The 17,417-nt window shown below is 61.3% G+C and carries 13 protein-coding genes and 1 pseudogene; 9 read left to right on the forward strand and 5 right to left on the reverse strand.

All coding sequences use genetic code 11. From position 1 onward, the window contains the following. On the reverse strand, nt 1–986 hold a 986-nt coding region (locus VMH22_04260; GenBank protein ID HTW90901.1), incomplete at its 3' end, for a YncE family protein. Between the two features lie 233 nt (nt 987–1,219). Next, nucleotides 1,220–1,492 (reverse strand): hypothetical protein, encoded by a 273-nt coding sequence (locus tag VMH22_04265; protein ID HTW90902.1) that lies wholly within the window; start codon nt 1,490–1,492, stop codon nt 1,220–1,222. A gap of 966 nt (nt 1,493–2,458) precedes the next feature. On the opposite strand from VMH22_04265, the gene VMH22_04270 reads away from it, so the two are divergent. After that, nucleotides 2,459–2,899 (forward strand): hypothetical protein, encoded by a 441-nt coding sequence (locus tag VMH22_04270; GenBank protein HTW90903.1) that lies wholly within the window; start codon nt 2,459–2,461, stop codon nt 2,897–2,899. 186 nt (nt 2,900–3,085) lie between these two features. Here VMH22_04270 and VMH22_04275 read toward each other — a convergent pair whose 3' ends face one another. Then, a complete protein-coding gene (locus VMH22_04275) occupies nt 3,086–3,250 on the reverse strand; it encodes a hypothetical protein (GenBank protein ID HTW90904.1) in 165 nt (54 codons plus the stop codon). A 284-nt stretch (nt 3,251–3,534) separates the two neighbouring features. Here VMH22_04275 and VMH22_04280 point away from each other — a divergent pair, with 284 nt between their 5' ends. The 8 genes from VMH22_04280 (at nt 3,535) to VMH22_04315 (ending at nt 11,860) form a co-directional block, all read left to right on the forward strand. Then, on the forward strand, nt 3,535–4,824 hold the full coding sequence (locus VMH22_04280; GenBank protein HTW90905.1) for a UDP-glucose/GDP-mannose dehydrogenase family protein: 1,290 nt from the start codon (nt 3,535–3,537) through the stop codon (nt 4,822–4,824). A gap of 177 nt (nt 4,825–5,001) precedes the next feature. Then, nucleotides 5,002–5,931: a UDP-glucuronic acid decarboxylase family protein gene (locus VMH22_04285; protein HTW90906.1), complete on the forward strand. Its 930-nt coding sequence runs from the start codon at nt 5,002–5,004 to the stop codon at nt 5,929–5,931. Between the two features lie 118 nt (nt 5,932–6,049). Beyond that, a complete protein-coding gene (locus VMH22_04290) occupies nt 6,050–7,054 on the forward strand; it encodes a Gfo/Idh/MocA family oxidoreductase (protein ID HTW90907.1) in 1,005 nt (334 codons plus the stop codon). Further along, nucleotides 7,051–7,713 (forward strand): glycosyltransferase family 2 protein, encoded by a 663-nt coding sequence (locus VMH22_04295; protein HTW90908.1) that lies wholly within the window; start codon nt 7,051–7,053, stop codon nt 7,711–7,713. Before VMH22_04290 ends, VMH22_04295 begins: the two co-directional genes overlap by 4 nt. Nucleotides 7,714–7,823: 110 nt before the next feature. Next, nucleotides 7,824–8,516 carry a cell division ATP-binding protein FtsE gene (gene ftsE / locus VMH22_04300; protein HTW90909.1) on the forward strand — a complete coding sequence of 231 codons (693 nt, stop codon included), beginning with the start codon at nt 7,824–7,826 and terminating at the stop codon, nt 8,514–8,516. Further along, nucleotides 8,506–9,390, forward strand: a complete 885-nt coding sequence (locus VMH22_04305) for a permease-like cell division protein FtsX (GenBank protein HTW90910.1) — start codon at nt 8,506–8,508, stop codon at nt 9,388–9,390. Before ftsE ends, VMH22_04305 begins: the two co-directional genes overlap by 11 nt. Nucleotides 9,391–9,460: 70 nt before the next feature. Continuing rightward, the gene (locus VMH22_04310) at nt 9,461–10,696 is read left to right on the forward strand and encodes a peptidoglycan DD-metalloendopeptidase family protein (protein HTW90911.1); all 1,236 of its coding nucleotides are present in this window, start codon (nt 9,461–9,463) and stop codon (nt 10,694–10,696) included. Between the two features lie 66 nt (nt 10,697–10,762). After that, nucleotides 10,763–11,860 (forward strand): hypothetical protein, encoded by a 1,098-nt coding sequence (locus VMH22_04315; protein HTW90912.1) that lies wholly within the window; start codon nt 10,763–10,765, stop codon nt 11,858–11,860. On the opposite strand, the pseudogene VMH22_04320 reads toward VMH22_04315, so the two are convergent. Both VMH22_04320 and VMH22_04325 read right to left on the reverse strand, forming a co-directional pair. After that, nucleotides 11,849–12,067 (reverse strand): annotated as a pseudogene (locus VMH22_04320) (helix-hairpin-helix domain-containing protein). The gene VMH22_04315 and the pseudogene VMH22_04320 sit on opposite strands and share 12 nt — an antisense overlap. Before the next feature lie 261 nt (nt 12,068–12,328). Continuing rightward, a partial coding sequence (locus VMH22_04325; GenBank protein HTW90913.1) for a hypothetical protein occupies nt 12,329–17,417 on the reverse strand: 5,089 nt, incomplete at its 5' end.

The following is a 17,417-nucleotide window of genomic DNA, read 5'->3' on the forward strand; positions in this document are numbered from 1 at the left end:
TTATCATGGTCGGCGTTGTAGCATAGCGCCAAGGGCTCGGCGGTTGCGCGTACAGCAGCCACCACCCGATTGGATGCGCAGTCTATGATCGAAACGCTGTCGCGACCTGAATTTGAGCAATAGACCTTGTTGTCCTCAGAATTGTAGCAGACAGAGTAGCCGGGGAAGCCGAGGGGAATGGACGCGACGACCTGATTGGTCGCGCCGTCGATGGCGACTAGACTTTCCAGATCGCACTCACAGTAGACTACGTCGTCCCGCGAGTCGTAGCACAAGGCCTCAGTACCGGAGGCCGGTACGGAAGCCAATGCCCTGTGGGTCGCACAGTCTATCACTGTGACGGCTTCTGCGCCTTGCCCGATGCAGTACATCTTGTTGTCCTGCGGGTTGTAACACAGCCCGATGAGGTAATCACCAACCGGCACGGTCGCGACGACGCTGTCCGTCGCGCCGTCTATCACTGCTAGGCCGGGCGGATCGTAGTTCGCACAGTAGACCTTGTCGTCTTGTGAATCGAGGCACAGAGCGTATGGCATGCCCCCAGCAGCTACGGCGGCGAGAACGTGGTTCGTCGCGCCGTCCAGCACTACCAGGCCAGTGTTGTCACACCCCCAAATGGCGACGTAGACCTTATTGTCGTGCGGGTTGTAACAGATGTCATGCACGAAACCGCACACGGCAACGTGCGCAATGCGCTGCTTGGTGGCCCCGTCGACTACAATCACGTAGGAACTTTCACCAAGGCTGCCGCGAGCGACCCAGTCGCCACCCACGTAGAGCTTGTTGTCAGTTGAGTTGTACGCGACATGCTGCGGGTGTGACAGCCCGCCAAGCGAATCCGGCAATGGCACAATCGCTTCCAGCCACTGGGCACTGACTGTCGACAGGCAGCAGCAGACTGCCAGTAGCACGGCCACAGGTCTCACGACCAGGTTGTGTGAAGAGATAGTTCGAGCCAAAGAACCGCGAACGTAAACAGGCAACATTCCGCACCCCCGAATAGATGTAACCCATACAGACTGGCGCCGATCGACCTTTGCGGCGGTGTAACCACAGCTCCGCCGCACTCGGCGTCGCTGTCTAATTATAACCCGCGCCGGGTGAAGTCAAGCAGAAAATCACATGCGGGAGTCCGCTTGACCATGTGAGGTCGGTCGGCTTTCCGGGATTTCCTATTGACTGGTCATTGAGGCTCGGTGATTGGGGCTTTCCTCGCACCTCATCGTATCACCGACAGCTTGCCGACCTTACTGCTCATGCCGTCAGCCGAGACGACCAGGTACATGTAGATGCCGCTCGCCACCTTGGCGCTCCACTCCAGGTGGCCATCACCCGACTCGGGAAGAGCGGGACACTCCCAATTCCTAGTCCGGAGCGCGACAAGGAAGCGCGACTTCGTCGCAGCCCATGCCCAAGCTCGAGCCACAAGCCAAGGGATTTCCGGTTTTAGATTGGCGATTGGAGATTGACGCAGCAGACACTGGCCGCTCATTGCTCTTGTCCGGCCCCAATCCCTAGCCCCTGATCGCCAGCCCAAGCCCAAGCGCAAGCACAAGCTGACAGATGGCAGCCGTTGCCCGTCAGCCAACCCCTAACCCCTGCCCCCTAGCCCCCAATCCCTGCTTCCCCGGCTGGACAAGCAGCCCAAGGGCCACTGCCTGGGCATACTCCACCACTCCGAGAACCCGCCCGACAACGACTACATCAACATCGACGTGCGCGTCTTCGGCAAGACGCTGCTTCTGAGATACATGCAGCTACTGTGACGCCTTCCCTCCCGCAGTCCCCACAGCCTGCCCAGACCCGCTCTAGAAACGGGACCGAGGCTTGATAGTGATAGGCGGGGAACGTCGGCTAGCCATACTGGGTGAGGGATTGCTGCACGTTGTCAGGCGGGCACAAGCTCAGAATCGCAGTAGCTACAAGTACCCGCCTCTCATACACTTGCTAGGGGGGGAACGCTTCCCCAGTGACCCCCCCAACGCTCTCCTTGACTCGGGGGCAGGGGGGGCTGTCATAACTCACCGCACGTGACAACTGCAGCACGGACAGTAACTTAGGACGTAGTGGTGTCCTGCCGAGGCATGAAATCCAGCACCGCAGGGCAAACCACAGCTCCAAGCCCCAAGCCAGCTCAAGCACAAGCTCAAGCCGGCTGACAGCATCTACTCCCAGACTCCCAATCTACTTCTTCCATCCTCTCCTCTGCCCTGAGCCAGAGGCCAATCCCCGCGATTCACTTGAATGAACCACGCGCTTCCGCACCCGCTCACTCGATCCCTGGACCACTTGATCCCTCTGTGCCTCGGTCTCTCGATCCTCTCTCCTCCACTTCTCGCTTCTGCCATCTGTCATCTGACATCTGACTTCGTTACTAAGTTCCCTCTCCCCTTCCATTTGACATCCCCGCCCGTGATTCATACAATCGAACGATGACACCGACCAAGAGAACTTGAACATGAGGAAGGCGTCGGTCGAACTTGAGCAGTGGCACGAGGCGAAGCGGCAGTGTTCGCTCTCCGATGCCCAGGTACAGATGGCGCGCGAACTCGGGATGAAACCAAAGAGGTTGATTGCGGCCGGGACCACGGCGCAGGGGACGACGCCGATGCCGCTCGCTCAGCGTATCGAGAATCTCTACCTTGGGCGCTTCAAGAAACCTCTTCCCGACACGGTCGTGCCGCTGCGGCAGTTGTTGCACGACGCCCGCGCGCGGGAGAGGGCCGAAGCCCATGAGCAAAGGCGCAGGAAACGCCAGGCTGAGAAGGACCACGCGGAGGCCGCGCGCATCTCGCTGTTGACTCTCCACCGCCTCTGTAACGCGATTGGACTGGGGCGGGCCGGAATCCCGCACGTTGAGGACGACTACGACAGCAGACCCACAAACGCGGCTAAATGAGGCGGTGCTGAGTGCGATTCATGAGGATACGATTCGGTGAATCGACCTGGTCTATGGATTGGTTGGATGATTCCTCACGCCGGTGAGAACCATCTTGGGCCGGCAGCGCAGGCCGCATAGCCTCCTGGTTCGCGCCGCCGTTGTTCCGCCGGCCGCAGGCCCGGTGAGCCGTAGCCGCGGGCGCAGCTACTCTTCTACTTCGTCGGGTGTCTGCTTCTGCTTGCACTCCTCGCACTTCACGCCCCAGGTGGGCTCGCCGCGATGGACCTCGTAGTCGAACGTCGGCCACTTGGAGCAGTGGTGCGACCAGTGCCAGACATCGGTGTCTTTCTTCAGCCGGTATTCAATCATTGTTACCTCCCACTTCGCAGTCGTTTGACTGTAACTTGAGTGGTCTGGAAGTCAAGCCGGACGACTGATCCTGGGTCCGAAACAGGTGGCCACGAAGACACGCGCTGTCGGACGGACTCTGAGGCCAAGGACGATTGAAGTCCGAATACCGAATGAGTACGGTCTGTCGTCATTGGAGCTTTGACTTCCAGTTTCGAGTTTCTCTGCTTCCGTGGCTTCAATACCGGATTCGAGGCATTCCGTGCTTGCTTGACTGATTCAGTCAGGCGGCTATAGTAGCACCCATGAAAGTCGCGATGATCGGCTCGGGCTATGTCGGGCTCACGAGCGGCCCCTGTCTCGCCAAGGTCGGGCACGACGTGATTTGCGTGGACAACGACGCCGCACGGATCGAGCTGCTCAATCGCGGCGAGGTGCCCATCTACGAGCCCGGTCTGCCGGAGATAATCGCCGAGGCCCGGGCCGCAGGCCGGCTGCGTTTCACCACCGACATCGGCGCGGCCGTCCGCGAGTGCAAAGCGGTGTTCATCGCGGTCGGCACGCCGCCGCGCGAGAACGGACAGCCGGACCTCACCTACGTGGAGGACGTGGCCCGCGACATCGCCGCGAACATCCAGAACTACAAGCTCATCGTCGAGAAGTCAACCGTACCGGTTCAGACCGGCAAGTGGGTGCGGACCACGATCGAACGGTACAAGAAGTCCGACTCGCCGTTCGACGTGGCCTCGAACCCCGAGTTCCTGCGCGAGGGCTCGGCGGTCGGCGACTTTCTCAACCCGGACCGGATTGTCTGCGGCGTCGACTCCGAGCAGGCCCGCGACCTGATGAGGGAAATCTACGCCCCGATTAAGGCACCGATAGTCTTCACCGACCTGGCTTCGGCCGAGCTGATAAAGCACGCCTCGAACGCCTTCCTGTCAATGAAGATATCGTTCGCCAACGCGCTATCGATCGTCTGCGAGTCCTCCGGAGCGGATATCAGGAAGGTGTGCTCCGGCATCGGCATGGACAAGCGCATCGGGCCCGCGTTCCTTGAGGCCGGCGTCGGTTACGGCGGGTTCTGTTTCCCGAAAGACCTGGCCGCGTTCATCGCCATCGCGCAGGACCTGGGCTACGACTTCCGGCTGCTCAAGGAAGTCGAGGCGGTGAACGAAGACATGAAGCGAAGGTTCGTCCGCAAGATCCAATCCGTGCTCTGGAACCTGCGCGACAAGAACGTGGGCGTGCTCGGGCTCGCGTTCAAGCCCAACACCGACGACATGCGCCTGGCACCGTCTATCGACATCGTGAACGCGCTGGTGCGCGAAGGCGCAAAGGTGAAGGCATTTGACCCGCAGGCCATAGAACGGGCAAAGGCCCTGATACCCGGCATCAGCTACTGCACGCGCGCGGAAGACGTGGCCGATGATGCCGACGTGCTTGCCGTCATCACCGAGTGGCCGGAGTTCAGGAAGATTGACCTCGCCGCCCTGAAGAAGCGGATGCGGCTGCCCATCATCTGTGACGGCCGCAACCTGTTCGAACGGAGCGAGGTGGAGAAACTCGGGTTCACCTACATCGGGGTCGGACGCTGAGGAAAGGGTGAATAGAGAAGAGAGAATGGTGAAATCCGGACCGGTCTTTCGCTCTTTTCTCTTAATTCCTCACTCTTCAGTCCTCGCTCCTCACTCCTCACTCATCACTCATCATTCTTCAGTCTTCTCTCTTCTCTCTTCACTCTTTTCTCTTCTCTCTTTCGTGAGGTCCGCCCTTTGAGGGCTGTCGTCGCGGGCGGGGCCGGGTTTATCGGCTCGCACCTCTGCGACTATCTGATCGAGCGCGAATTCGAGGTGCTCTGCCTGGACAATCTGGTCACCGGTTCGAGACGCAACATCGCCCATCTTTTGGATTGCCCCGGATTCCGGTTCAGGCAGACCGATGTCACAAAGCGGCAGAGCGTGCCCGGCCGCGTGGACGTGGTCTGGAACCTCGCCTCACCGGCCTCACCCAAGGACTACCTGGCTATGCCGCTTGAAACCCTGGCGGTGGGTTCGAGCGGCACGCGGAACCTGCTCGAAGTCGCGCTCCAGAAGAAGGCCGTGTTCGTGCAGGCATCCACTTCCGAGGTCTACGGCGACCCGCTGTTGCACCCGCAGGTCGAGTCATACTGGGGCAACGTGAACCCGGTCGGCCCGCGGTCGGTGTATGACGAGGCCAAACGCTTCGGCGAGGCCCTGATCATGGCGTATCATCGGAAGCACGGACTTGCCACGAGGATTGCCCGCATCTTCAATACCTATGGCCCGCGGATGCAGCTCGACGACGGCCGGATCGTGCCGACCCTGGTGGAACAGGCACTGAACGGCAAACCACTGACCGTGTATGGAACCGGACGCCAGACGCGGAGCTTCTGCTATGTATCCGACATGGTCGACGGTCTGTACCGGCTCGCATCATGCACCGACCCGACGCCGGTCAACCTCGGCAATCCCCGGGAATTCACGATCCTGCGCTTCGCCCAGCTCGTGAAGAAGCTGACCGGAACGAAGAACCCGCTGAAGTTCGAGCCGCTTCCCGAAGATGACCCGAAGCGCCGCCGGCCGAACATCAGCCGCGCGAAGCGGCTGCTGAACTGGCAACCAAGGGTCCGACTGGAACAGGGCCTCAAGCAAACCATCGACTGGTTTCGGAGCGCCGAGTGAGCCGGATAATCCAGAATTCGGAAATCAGAATCCAGAAATCAGAATATCCGAACACCCTTGACGCTGCTCTCTGGATTCTGAATTCCACTCCATCCGTCGCCTCGAGCTGACTCCACCGGTGGAACCGCTGGGAATCGGGCTGGTCGGCCTCGGCCGGTGGGGCCGGAACTACCTGAAAACACTAACCGCGCTGCCCGAATGCAGGCTGGTCGCCGTGGCCGATTCGGAACCGGCCGGTCGGGCCGCAGTTGCGGACCTGACCGGCAGTGCCAGCTACGATTCCATGGCCCGGTTGCTGTCTGACCCGGCAGTCGAGGCGGTCGTCGTCGCCACACCTGACCGCACCCACTACTCCCTGTCCGTCGCCGCACTCGAAGCAGGTCGGGACGTACTGGTCGAGAAACCGATGACCCTCACGTCGTCCGAGGCCGAGATGCTGGTTGCGCGGGCCGCGGAAAGCAGGCTCGTGATTGGCGTCGGTCACACGGCAGCCTACTCCGCCGATATCGGATCTCTCCGAACGCTGCTCGACGCGCTCCCCCGAGACTCAGAGCGGCGAGTGGTGGCTGAAAGGACGTCTTCCGGCCCTCCTGCCTCCCGCCAATCGTCAGTCGACAATCATCAATCGTCAATCCTCTTCGACCTTTGTCCCCACGACATCGCGCTTGCCGTGCTGCTCTTCGGGACGCCAACTGCTGCGCGCGGGCGTGCAAGCGGGCAGAAGGCCGAGTACGAGATCCGATTCGACGGAGACGGACTGGTGGAAGGCAGAGCGGAATGGCGGCAACCGCCGCACGTCCGCCGGTTCGAGGTCGCAGGCGATGGCGAGCAGCCCGAATCTGCGGGACGGACATCCGGCAATCGTCAGCCGGCGGCCGACATTCGCCATTCGCCGCTCGGGCGCCAGTGCCTGGACTTCATCGAGAGCTGCCGGACCCGCACGCAGCCGCTGAGCAACGGACCGGTGGGCTTGTCCGTGGTGCGCTGTCTCGAGGCCCTAGCCCGCTCGTCCGCCGACGGCGGTTCATGGATAGCGCTCCGGCCCGAAATGCGAGCGCCCGACTCCGAGCGTCGGGCTCCGGAATCCGCGCCCCGCCCCCTGGAGATCGGAGTTCGCGCTTGAAGCTGAGCGTCGTCATCCCGGTCTACAACGAAGAGGGCTCAGTCACCGAGTTGGTGGAGCGGGTCAAGGCGGTCCCGGTAGACAAGGAAATAATCACGGTTGATGACCACTCGCGTGACAGCACTCTGGCGGTTCTGAATCGGATCGCCGGCATCCGAGTCATCTCACATCCGGTGAATCGAGGCAAGGGAGCGGCAGTGAGAACCGGACTGGCGCACGCCACCGGTGACATCGTCGTCATCCAGGATGCTGACCTTGAATACAGCCCGGACGACTACCCGGCCATGCTCAGACCTTTCGAAGACCCCAAAGTCGACGCGGTGTACGGCTCGCGGTTCCGTGGCGGCGGCAATTCCTTCCTGTTCCACAGCAAGATGGCCAACTACTTCCTCACCTTCTTCACCAATGCCCTGTTCGGCGGCCGGATAACCGACATGGAAACCTGTTACAAGCTCATCCGGCGGCAACTGTTTCAGAACCTTGATCTCCTGGCCAACCGATTCGAGATCGAACCCGAGATTACCGCCAAGCTGCTACGCAGGCATTGCCGTATCGTCGAAGTTCCTATACAATACAACGCGCGTCGTGCCGGCAAGAAGATTGGTCCGCGCGATGGCGTAAAAGCCTGTGCCGCTCTTGCCCGCTGGTACGTGAGCTAGGAAATGACGAACTACGAATGCAGAGCAGCCAGACCGAGGCCGCTGAGGCTGATTTCGATTGAACGAGGCAGCCGGAAGCCGGTGCTCGGCTGTCGGGATTGCGAAGGACAATGACAGAACAGAGCAATGAATCAGTCAACGCCATCGAGCTGGTGGGTGTGTCGCGGTTGTACCAGCACTCATGGCCGGCCCTGACCGACATTAACCTGACTATCGAGAAGGGCGACTTCATGTTCATCCTCGGTGCAACCGGCGCCGGCAAGACCACGCTGCTGCGCCTGCTCTACCGCCAGGACCTGGCCGATTCGGGCAAGATAAAGGTGCTCGGCTATGACCTCAAGAAGATGCCCCTCTCCGACATACCGCCTCTGCGCAAGCGCATCGGAATCATCTTTCAGGATTTCAGGCTCCTGGCCGAGCGCACCGTCTACGAGAACCTGGAATTCGTGCTCCGCGTCATCGACACCGACCGCAAGGAGATACCGGGACGGATTCAGGAAACACTCAACCGGCTCGGCCTGGTACACAAACGGGACTCCTATCCTCACCAGCTATCCGGTGGCGAGCAGCAGAAGACATCGATCGCCAGGGCACTGGTCAAAGAACCGGACATACTCCTCGCCGACGAGCCGACCGGCAACATCGACCCCAGGGCCGCCGCCGACATTCTCAATATTCTCAAAGACATCAACTACCAGGGAGCCACAGTCCTGATGGCCACGCACGACGCGGATCTGGCCGAACGCACCCAACGGCGGCGCGTCACGCTTGATGCGGGGAGGATAGTACGCGATGAGACCTAGCTACATTCTCCAGGAGGCATTCCGCAGCATCAACCGCAACCGCGGGAGCTTCATCCTCGCGGCGACGGTCCAGGCCATCTGCCTTGTACTCCTCTCCGTATTCATGATCCTGACATCAAACCTCGTCCGGCTGTCGGCTGCCGCGAGTCGCCGAATCGAGCTCTACGCGTTTGTCGGTGAGCAGGCCGACCAGGCACTGCTCGTGCAGCGAATCGGCTCGCTCGACGGCGTAGCACAAGCGCGCTACGTATCGAAAGACGAAGCGCTCACCGAGCTACGGACCGACCTTGGCCCGGACTCCAGCCTGGTGGACGCACTGGAGGATAACCCCCTGCCGTCATCAGTCCGCATCACCGTAAACCCCGGGTACGCCTCGCTGTCGTCGCTCACCGCTCTTGAACAGAAAGTAATGCTCATTCCCGGCGTTACCGAGGTCTGGTCCGGCAAGGAACTGGTCGAGCGTCTCGGACGCATCACCCGTACCGTGATGTTCCTCGACATCGGCATTCTGGTCATAGTCTTCTGCGCGGTGCTCTTCATCGCTTTCCAGACCGTGGAGTCCTCAATTGCGTCGCGGCACCATGAAATCCAGATCATGGAGCTGGTCGGCGCTACGGCCGCAACCGTGCGCCTGCCGTTCGTCATTGAAGGAACTACCCAGGGAATAATCGGCGGGGCTGCCGCGTTCGTGCTGGCCCTCGTCTTTCAGCGGCTGGCCGCCATCGTCATACCATCCGCCTCCCTGCCGACGGGCATCGTCCTCCTCGCCGACCTCGGACTCGGGGCCATTTCCGGCGTTGCCGGCTCGCTCATCGCATTGAACCGCATCCACCGCGTCCCGCAGGCCGTGGCCATGGACGATAGTGAAGAGTGACCGGTGTTGACGGGAATCCGGGAATCGAGGATTCCAGAATTCTGGTACCATTCCTCGACCTCTTGATCCCTTGAATCACCGAATCCTGTTTCTTGCGCTGTTACTGGCGACCTGTGCCCAGGGACTGACTCAGGCGCCGGCCGAGCCTCCTCTTCCCCTCCACCGTCTGACAGGGGGCACCGAGCCCAACCCCGACACGACCATGGCCGCCACGCCCGAGACCCTCAGCGCGGAACAACTCGATCAACAGATTCGACAGAACCAGGACCAGCTCGAACAGACGAGGCAGCGGCTCGCCGAGGTCGAGAACAAGCTCGGCGATCTGTCCGACAAAGAACAGGCCAGCCTGGCAAGACTGGCGTCACTTGAAGAACAGATCGGGTTGACCCGAAGCTACCTGGCGAAACTCAGAGCCCAGGCTGCGGCGCGATCGACCGAAATCGCACAGGTCGCGAGGCAGATTGAGCAGACTTCCGCCCAGGCGGCAAGCCGCAAACAGGCTCTGGGTCGCCGGCTGACCGCAATCTACAAGTACGGACAGCTCAGCCCGCTCGCCGCGCTGCTCTCGACTCGCAGTGTGCCTGAGGTCTATCGCAAGATGCTCTATCTGCGCTGGGTTGTGCGGGCGGACCAGCGCCTCGCCGCCGAGCTGTCGGAGCTGGACCTGCAGCTCTCGCTGCAACGGTCAAAACTCCTTGCCGACCAGACCGAACTGGAACGCCTGCAGCAGGAACAACTGGACCAGCAGACAAAGCTCAGTGCGGCGATTGCTGCCGAGTCGGCGGTACTCAAGAAAGTGCGGAACGACAAGGACGCCGGGCAAGCCCTGCAGCATCAGCTTACCGAATCAACCGGCCGGCTGCAGAACCTGCTCGCGGACCTGCAGCACCGAAAGGAGAATGCGCAGCCCGTGGCCACCAGCAGGTTTGAGAGCCAGAGAGGCAGTTTGCCGTGGCCACTCAAGGGCAAGGTCATTGCCACGTTCGGCTCCCAGGTCCATCCGCGGTACAAGACCAAGACAAGCAACCTCGGGATTGACATCAAGGCCGAGCCCGGGACTCCCGTCCATGCCGTGGCGGCGGGCCGAATCTCCTATGCTGACCAGTTTATGGGTTATGGCAACCTGGTCATCATCGACAACGGCGGCGGCTTCTACACGCTCTACGCCAATCTCACCGAGATGTCCGCGCAGGTCGGCTCCCAAGTGGCCGCAGGCACGAAGGTCGGGACCGCCAGTGACTATCTTCACTTCGAGATTCGGAAAGACGGAAAGTCGGTCGATCCGATGGACTGGCTGCAGCCCTAGAACCCGGAGGCGTCCGGGAGTCGAAGGTTTCGGAACCCCGGCTCGAACACTCGCCGCCTTGATCTCATGAATCCTCGAATCTCCCTTGGCCGCTTGCTCGTCGGCCAGACGAAGGCGGTTGAATTCCTTGAATCGTGGCTTGCCGACGGCACTTTTCCGCCACTGCTCTTTGCCGGCCCGGCGGGCGTCGGCAAGAGGACTGCTGCGCTCATGGTAGCACAGGCGGCAAACTGCCTCGACCCGGACCACCAGCCGTGCGGAGTCTGCCGCAGTTGCCGCTCAATCGCCGGACTGGGCCATCCCGACCTGAGACTCCTGCTTCCGATCCGGCTGCCCAAGAAAGACGCGGACATTGATGACATAGCCAGAACCACGCTTGACCGTTATCCGGAGTTCGCCCTCGGCCGGGCTCAACCGGTCCCTGACACGAAGCTCAAGATACCGATTGACGCCGTGCGCTGGCTTCGAATTGAGATGGCAAGACCTCCGCTCCTGGCCCGACTTCGCCTCTTCCTTCTGATCCAGGCACATCAAATGAACGCCGAAGCTACCAATGCGCTGCTGAAAGTGCTGGAGGAACCCCAGGGCCAGACCTCCTTCATCTTGACGACGTCGCGGCCGGCCGCCCTGTCGGCCACCATCCGCTCACGTTGTCAAACTTTGAGGTTCTCGTCGATTGCCCGGGACACGCTTCTGTCGTGGCTTAAGGAAAGCGCCGGCGCGTCAGCGGCCGACGCCGAGCTTGCATCGGCCATGGCCGAGGGGTCGATCGGGACAGCACTGCGATTCCTGGAGAACCGGGAGGAATTCCTCGTGGCCTCCATTGTCGATTACTTTGCCGGCCGACTCGGCTCGAGTGAGCGGGCCGTCGCCGCTGCCATGGACGCGGCGCAGGACGCCTCCCCCGCTGCCGTCGCCGGCACTCTGCTCTTCCTGTATCGGGAAACACTGCGGATCAAACTCGGCGGGAGTTCTATTTACGCGAACAAGAACCCGGGCGTCATTGAACCGAACATCAGCCGCGAAGCCGGCTACCTGCGCCGAGCCGTGAAGTTCCTGTTGTCGCGGAGCAGCGACGCGGGCCTCAATGTCAACGCGCGGCTGTTCAACTACACGCTACTGACGACGCTCAAACCACCGGCCCGCCGCCGGCTACCTACCTGAGTCCCCGGCGGATTCGGGTGACCCGACCGTTACCATGTCCTTCAACGCCGAGTAGCGTTTCTCCCCGATTCCGGATACGGACCGCAACTCGCTGACGCTCCGGAAGCCGCCTTTGCGCTGGCGGAATTCAATGATTCGGCTCGCAAGCACCGGTCCGACGCCAGGCAGTGCGTCGAGCTGACGAGCGGTGGCACAATTGAGGTCCACCAGTCGCTGACCGGCAAGCGAATCCGGCTCAGTTTCAGCGCCCCTGACAACCGTGACCGGGTTCATCGCCGCCTGACGCCTGAGCTCGGCACGTCGCCAGCCCGAAATCCCCACTCCGACAAGGAAGGCCGCCGTCACCAGCAGCAGAATGGCCCGTTCGCGCCGATTCAATGAGGACATTGCGACCACTGATCTCATGCGGGCGAACACGCCCTGCGTCTCGTGGGCCGCGGAAGTGCGCACAAGACTACCTGCTCACGTTCAGAACTTGAACAGAACCCACAGATCCAGGTCCATCGACTCGGTGGTTGTCGTGATCGCCAGTCCCCGATTCTGGCTGTATTCGGCGGTGAGCCCGGCCTCCATGCTACGCGAGAAGCGATAGGAAGCAGCGAGCGAAGTACTGAGGGTGTTGTTCCGCTCCAACTCGGTCGCCGAGTCGGCGGAATCCCGCGAAACCCATTGCTGAAGGTATCGGTGCGTCTGATTTGCCTGGAGCGACCAGGTCAAACTCAGATCCGACGAGAACCTCAGCTTGCCGAGCAAAGGAAGCCGCAGACCCTGAGGCGCGGAGAACGTGTAGGAAAGTGACAGATTCGCGCCGCGGTCATTCGAGTAGGTGACGCTGCGCGCCGCGCCGGAATCGTCCAGGAATATGGTAGTGGTACCGAACGTATAGTTGACCGAAAGCGTGGTACTGAAGCGCCTCTTCCAGGTGGTGCTCCAGGACAGCAGCGGACTGAACTCATTGTCGTCGGTTTCATTGCGATTGCGCATCCCCAGCGACTCGAGCGCGACGCTGTCACCGTTCCCCAATTCGTAGTAGGGGACGAACTGGCCGCCGATGTCAAGTCGGTGCTTGTAGCTGGCGGTCAACTTCGAGTCTGTCGCCCAGTTCTTGAACAGCTTCTCCACCTTGTCCTGCGTCAAATCCAGCTCGGGCCAGGTCAAGCTCCGATCGAGAGTTGGGCTCTGCGGCAGGCTTGGCAGGACCTCTCCCTGAGACAACTCGCAGGCAATCTGCGCGGTCAAGTCACTGACATGTCCTCCGGAAGACGCCCGCAGTGTATTGTGCCGCTCGCGGGTCGTGGTCGGCGACTGGTGCAACGTGTCGAATGCGAAGATGTCGGTGAACCCGAGCCGGTATGGCCATGGCGAGGCGTCATAGACGCCGACCAGGTCGCTCGTGCGGGCGATCGAGTAGCTGAGGTCAAGCGGCTGCAGGGTGCGGGACAAGAAGCCCGCGGCCTGCTGGAGGACGTTTGACGAACCCTCGCCCTTGGGCGGCGACTTCACGGTCCCGGAAGCGGTATCTCTGAACGCCGACGAATCGCGCCGGAGCGTATCACTCTTCTGCTTCGGCGGCCGGCGGCCGCTGTGAATCTTCCCGCCCGCTGCGTTCTCCGACCCAAGCCCACCGAGTAACTCGGGCAGGTCGGTTCCAAGGGTGAACGAAATGTCGCCCGAGTTGTTCATGTTCCGGGAATCCGAATACCCGGCAACGGCCTTCGTTCGTTCATCGGAGTAGTCACCGTTGAAGTCGATTCCCGGAGTAATGGCGTCGGCGACCTCGAGATTGTAACTGGCATCAAGGCTGTGCTGCCGGCTGGCCTCGGTCCCGGTGGTGAAAAACAACAGGGTATCGGGCGTCGGCACCAGCAGGTCCCGCTCGGTCTGGACACCGTACGAAAAGGTCATGTCTTCGATCGGCGAGTAGTCAATTCCCAGATCGGTTGAGATGCCGTTGCCCCGTGTCGTGTCGAACCGGAACGCGCTGTCCAGGACCGTCCGCGTGCCGCTCAACGTGAGCTGCCGTTCGTTGGTAATCCCGACCTTGACATCGGGAAGCAGCGTGAGCTCATCGTCGGACCCGATCTTGACCTTCACGTCCGGCGTGACCGCGTAGGTCCAGGCGAGCGCGCTGGCCCAGCTCGAGTCGCGATTGAGCGGTCCGAGGTCATGCCCGTGGCGGTCATTCCATGAGAGACTCATGCCCTCAAGCGTGTAGTTGAGCCACCGGTTGCCTGACTTCTGTTTGTGGATGTTGTTGAGAGAAATCACATCGCTCCGACCGGTTGATACATAATCCGGAGATGAGGCGAGCGACTCCGGCAGCAGAAGGTCCGGATAAAGCGGTGAGAACTTGGGCACATTGAGCTGGTCCGATATCGAGTAGCCGAGCGGCACGCTCACGCCCCAACTCGCGGGCAGCAACCGGTCGAGGTTGGCCTGCACGCTCGCCCCGAGACTGGTGCCGAACCCATTGCTGCCCGGCATTCCGCGTGCGTCGCTGAAATGACGGAAATTGGGGTCAGAGTACTGACAGCTCACCGCCAGCGAGACGAAGTCGGAAAGGGCGATATTGGAGCGGGCCTGGAACCCATAGCCCGCCTCGGTATGCGGGGCAGTCAGTCGCATGTCGTCGAACCATAGTCCGCCGCTGATCTTCGCGCTGCCCCGGTTCTCGATGCCCAGCACCGTGTAGCGGATGGCGGACAGCGCCGGAGATCCAAGAACGCTGTACGGCCCGCTGGCCCACAGCGTGTTCCTGGGAACGTCGGCTTCATCCCGTCGGAGCTTCAGCACCGGAAGGGAGTCCAGCGGGATAACGAATTCGTACCACTTGCCGTCCCGCCCCGGGACCAGTTGGCCGCTGGTAACCGGGGCCTGGTATTCATAGTAGTTCGCCGAGTCCGCACCCAGCTTCAGAAGAAACGCCAGCCCGTTGCCGTCGTCATGCACGTACAGTCGCAGGTCGCTGTACTCCCGATAGTCTTCCTGGTCGGTCAGGGCCTTGTCTACCGTGGCGAGCCGGTAGCCGTGCAGGTTCTGATAACCAAACAGCAATGCCCCTTCCTCCTCGAGATTGCCGCTGGCGTCACGCTTCAGGGCGAACGGCGAAGAATAGCTGGTATCGGTCTTCTTTGAGACCGCCGTCGCCCAGATTTTCTCGGTGGTATCGGCCGGGACGTGACCCGGCGCCCGGATCGTATCACGGAGCGACGCCAGTTGGAGGCCGGTCCAGCGGCTGCCGACGAAATCAATCGAGTAGAAGTCGACAGTGTCCGCCTGGTCGAAGCCGTCCACCCAGATCCGGACAAGCTGGATGTTCTCCCACCTCGGCTGCCCAACGGTCTTGAAAACGGTGCTGTCGCGCAGCGACACCCGGCATAGCTTCCAGCCGTTGACAAGATTGCTGAAATAGCGCGAGTCGCCCAGTTGAATCGTGCCTTCGAAATAATGGTTGTAGCGGGTGAAACCGGTTCCGGTCAGATCTTCCTGGTCCAGGTGGGTGTTTCCCTCCGTGCCTTGAGGATTCGTCTGGGAGTTGTAGTCATCGTCGCCATCATCCGCCGAACCCGTCTTCCAGAGGCTGTCGACCCCGGCGACGCCGTCGAGCCCGACGTCCTCACCGTCATCAAGCACGCCGTTGCCGTTCTTATCTTCGGTGTCATTCAATCCATCCAGCCCGACAATCGCGCCTGCCCGGTTTCGCCGTGGCGCGTCTTCATCAATGGACGTGCCAATTGTCACGTGAATCGTACCGGTTCTACCCCGGGATTTCATGACCATCTGCAGGTTGTCGACGTCGGCCAGGTTCATGCCTACGCCGGCCTGCGCGGCTGAGGTCATCATACCGGCCCACGAACCCGGGTCGCCCGAATCCGGCGTGAACACGACTCGCAGCACGTCGTGCGTGCTGGTAGCGTCGCTGCCGACCGACGGTCCGAAGACGCTGTCGTTGCGCACCCGGGCGGACGGGTTGTTCCAGAACAGCCTGGTGTGAGCGAAATGCTCCGTGTCCTTGCCCACCGGTACCGAACTCCAGGACCAGAGCAGGGCGGTAACCGACACATCCCGCGTGATGGCGGTTCCTTCGAAGTCGTCGAGGTAGGCCACCCCCCGGGTGTTCGGGTTCGGCATCGAGACCGCGCCCTCGGCCGATACGCCGAAAGCGGACGGCGCCTGAGCGCGGAGCAGCGGCAAACGGTCAAGGAAGGCGCTGACCGCGTCGGAATTGACCGCGTAGGATGCGTCGGTTTCGGCAATCAGCCGGCTGAACGGTTCCGAACCGATCGAGGGCTTCTCGTCCTGAGTCCCTTCGCTCCGATAGAAGACGCTGCTGCCGAACTTGGCCTGCTCGGACGGCGCCCACTCGGCCCGGGTCCCGACCAGCGACTTCTGCTCAACCATTAGCAGCGGGTTGTACTCATAGGTAACGCTGATGTCGGCGTCCGGAGGCAAAGCCCTGACGAATGAAAGGATGCCGGTCGAGTAGTCGATCTTGTAGTCGGTGGGACTTACCCACTGTAAGCCGTTAACCGTCACCTTCTCGGAGCCGGACGTGATGTCCGGCTGACCCAGGTAGTAGGACGAAGTCGCGCTTGAGTACTCCGCAACCATGTAGTACTCCTGGCCCTCGCCCGACGACAATGTCGCCGGGTCCTTCCGGTATATTACCCGATCACGAACCGAGAGCGCGCTCGTGTCGAACGGCGTTGCCCCGGGAAACCTGATCAGCCCGGTCTTGGTATCGAACTCAGGGTACTCGACGCGGCCATCGTGGTTGGGGTCGAGACCTAACAGATCCCTGAACTTCTGCCCGCTGTTGGCGCCGGCATCCTCATATTCGACATTCGCACCGCTCGGCTGGCGCCGGAAGATCTGCAGGGACGAAAGTGACACATCCGTCTGGGGCAGCTTGTAGACGTTGCGCAGCTCATCGTTCCAGGTGAGCGAAGTCGAATCCGGGTTCTTCGGTCTCAACAGCTTCAGCACGAGCGAATCGCGCCACTTACCACGGATGTTTCCGAACGTATCGTCGGGGTTGGTCGTCACGATGTACAGCCCGACCACATCCGTCGAATTGAGGGCATTCGCGAACTCGATGATACTGCCCGTCTCGATTGAGTAGTCCTTGCCCGGTGATTTCAGGTCGAAGTCACCGGGCCAGCGGTCGTATGAGTAGTTCGCCGGTTGCGAGTCCGGCGAATTCGGCATCACTGTGGCGATAGCCTTGTAGGTCGCCTGGTTGTTGCTGGGGTTGCAGTCGTCGATGTAGACCTGCAGTTGGGTGATGGTCCCGGGCACGTCAATGTGATAGAAAGTCCGCGCCACGTAATTGTACTCGTCGATGGTATCGGTGCTCACCACGCGCTTGCCGGTGAAGCTCGCCGTCTGGCTCTGCGACTGCTCGGTCGAGGCGATGGCGTAAAGGTCGATGCCGCCGATCTTGCCTTTGGCCGCCGCGCCGAACAGGCCGTTATGAGCGGGAAGGTCGCCGGTATAGGCTGTGCTCGGGATTGTCAGCTTTGTGTCGCCCAGCTCGACCGACTGGATGATCTCATCC

It is taken from the genome of bacterium, assembly GCA_035505375.1.
Lineage (GTDB): Bacteria > Hydrothermota > Tepidihabitantia > Tepidihabitantales > Tepidihabitantaceae > UBA2258.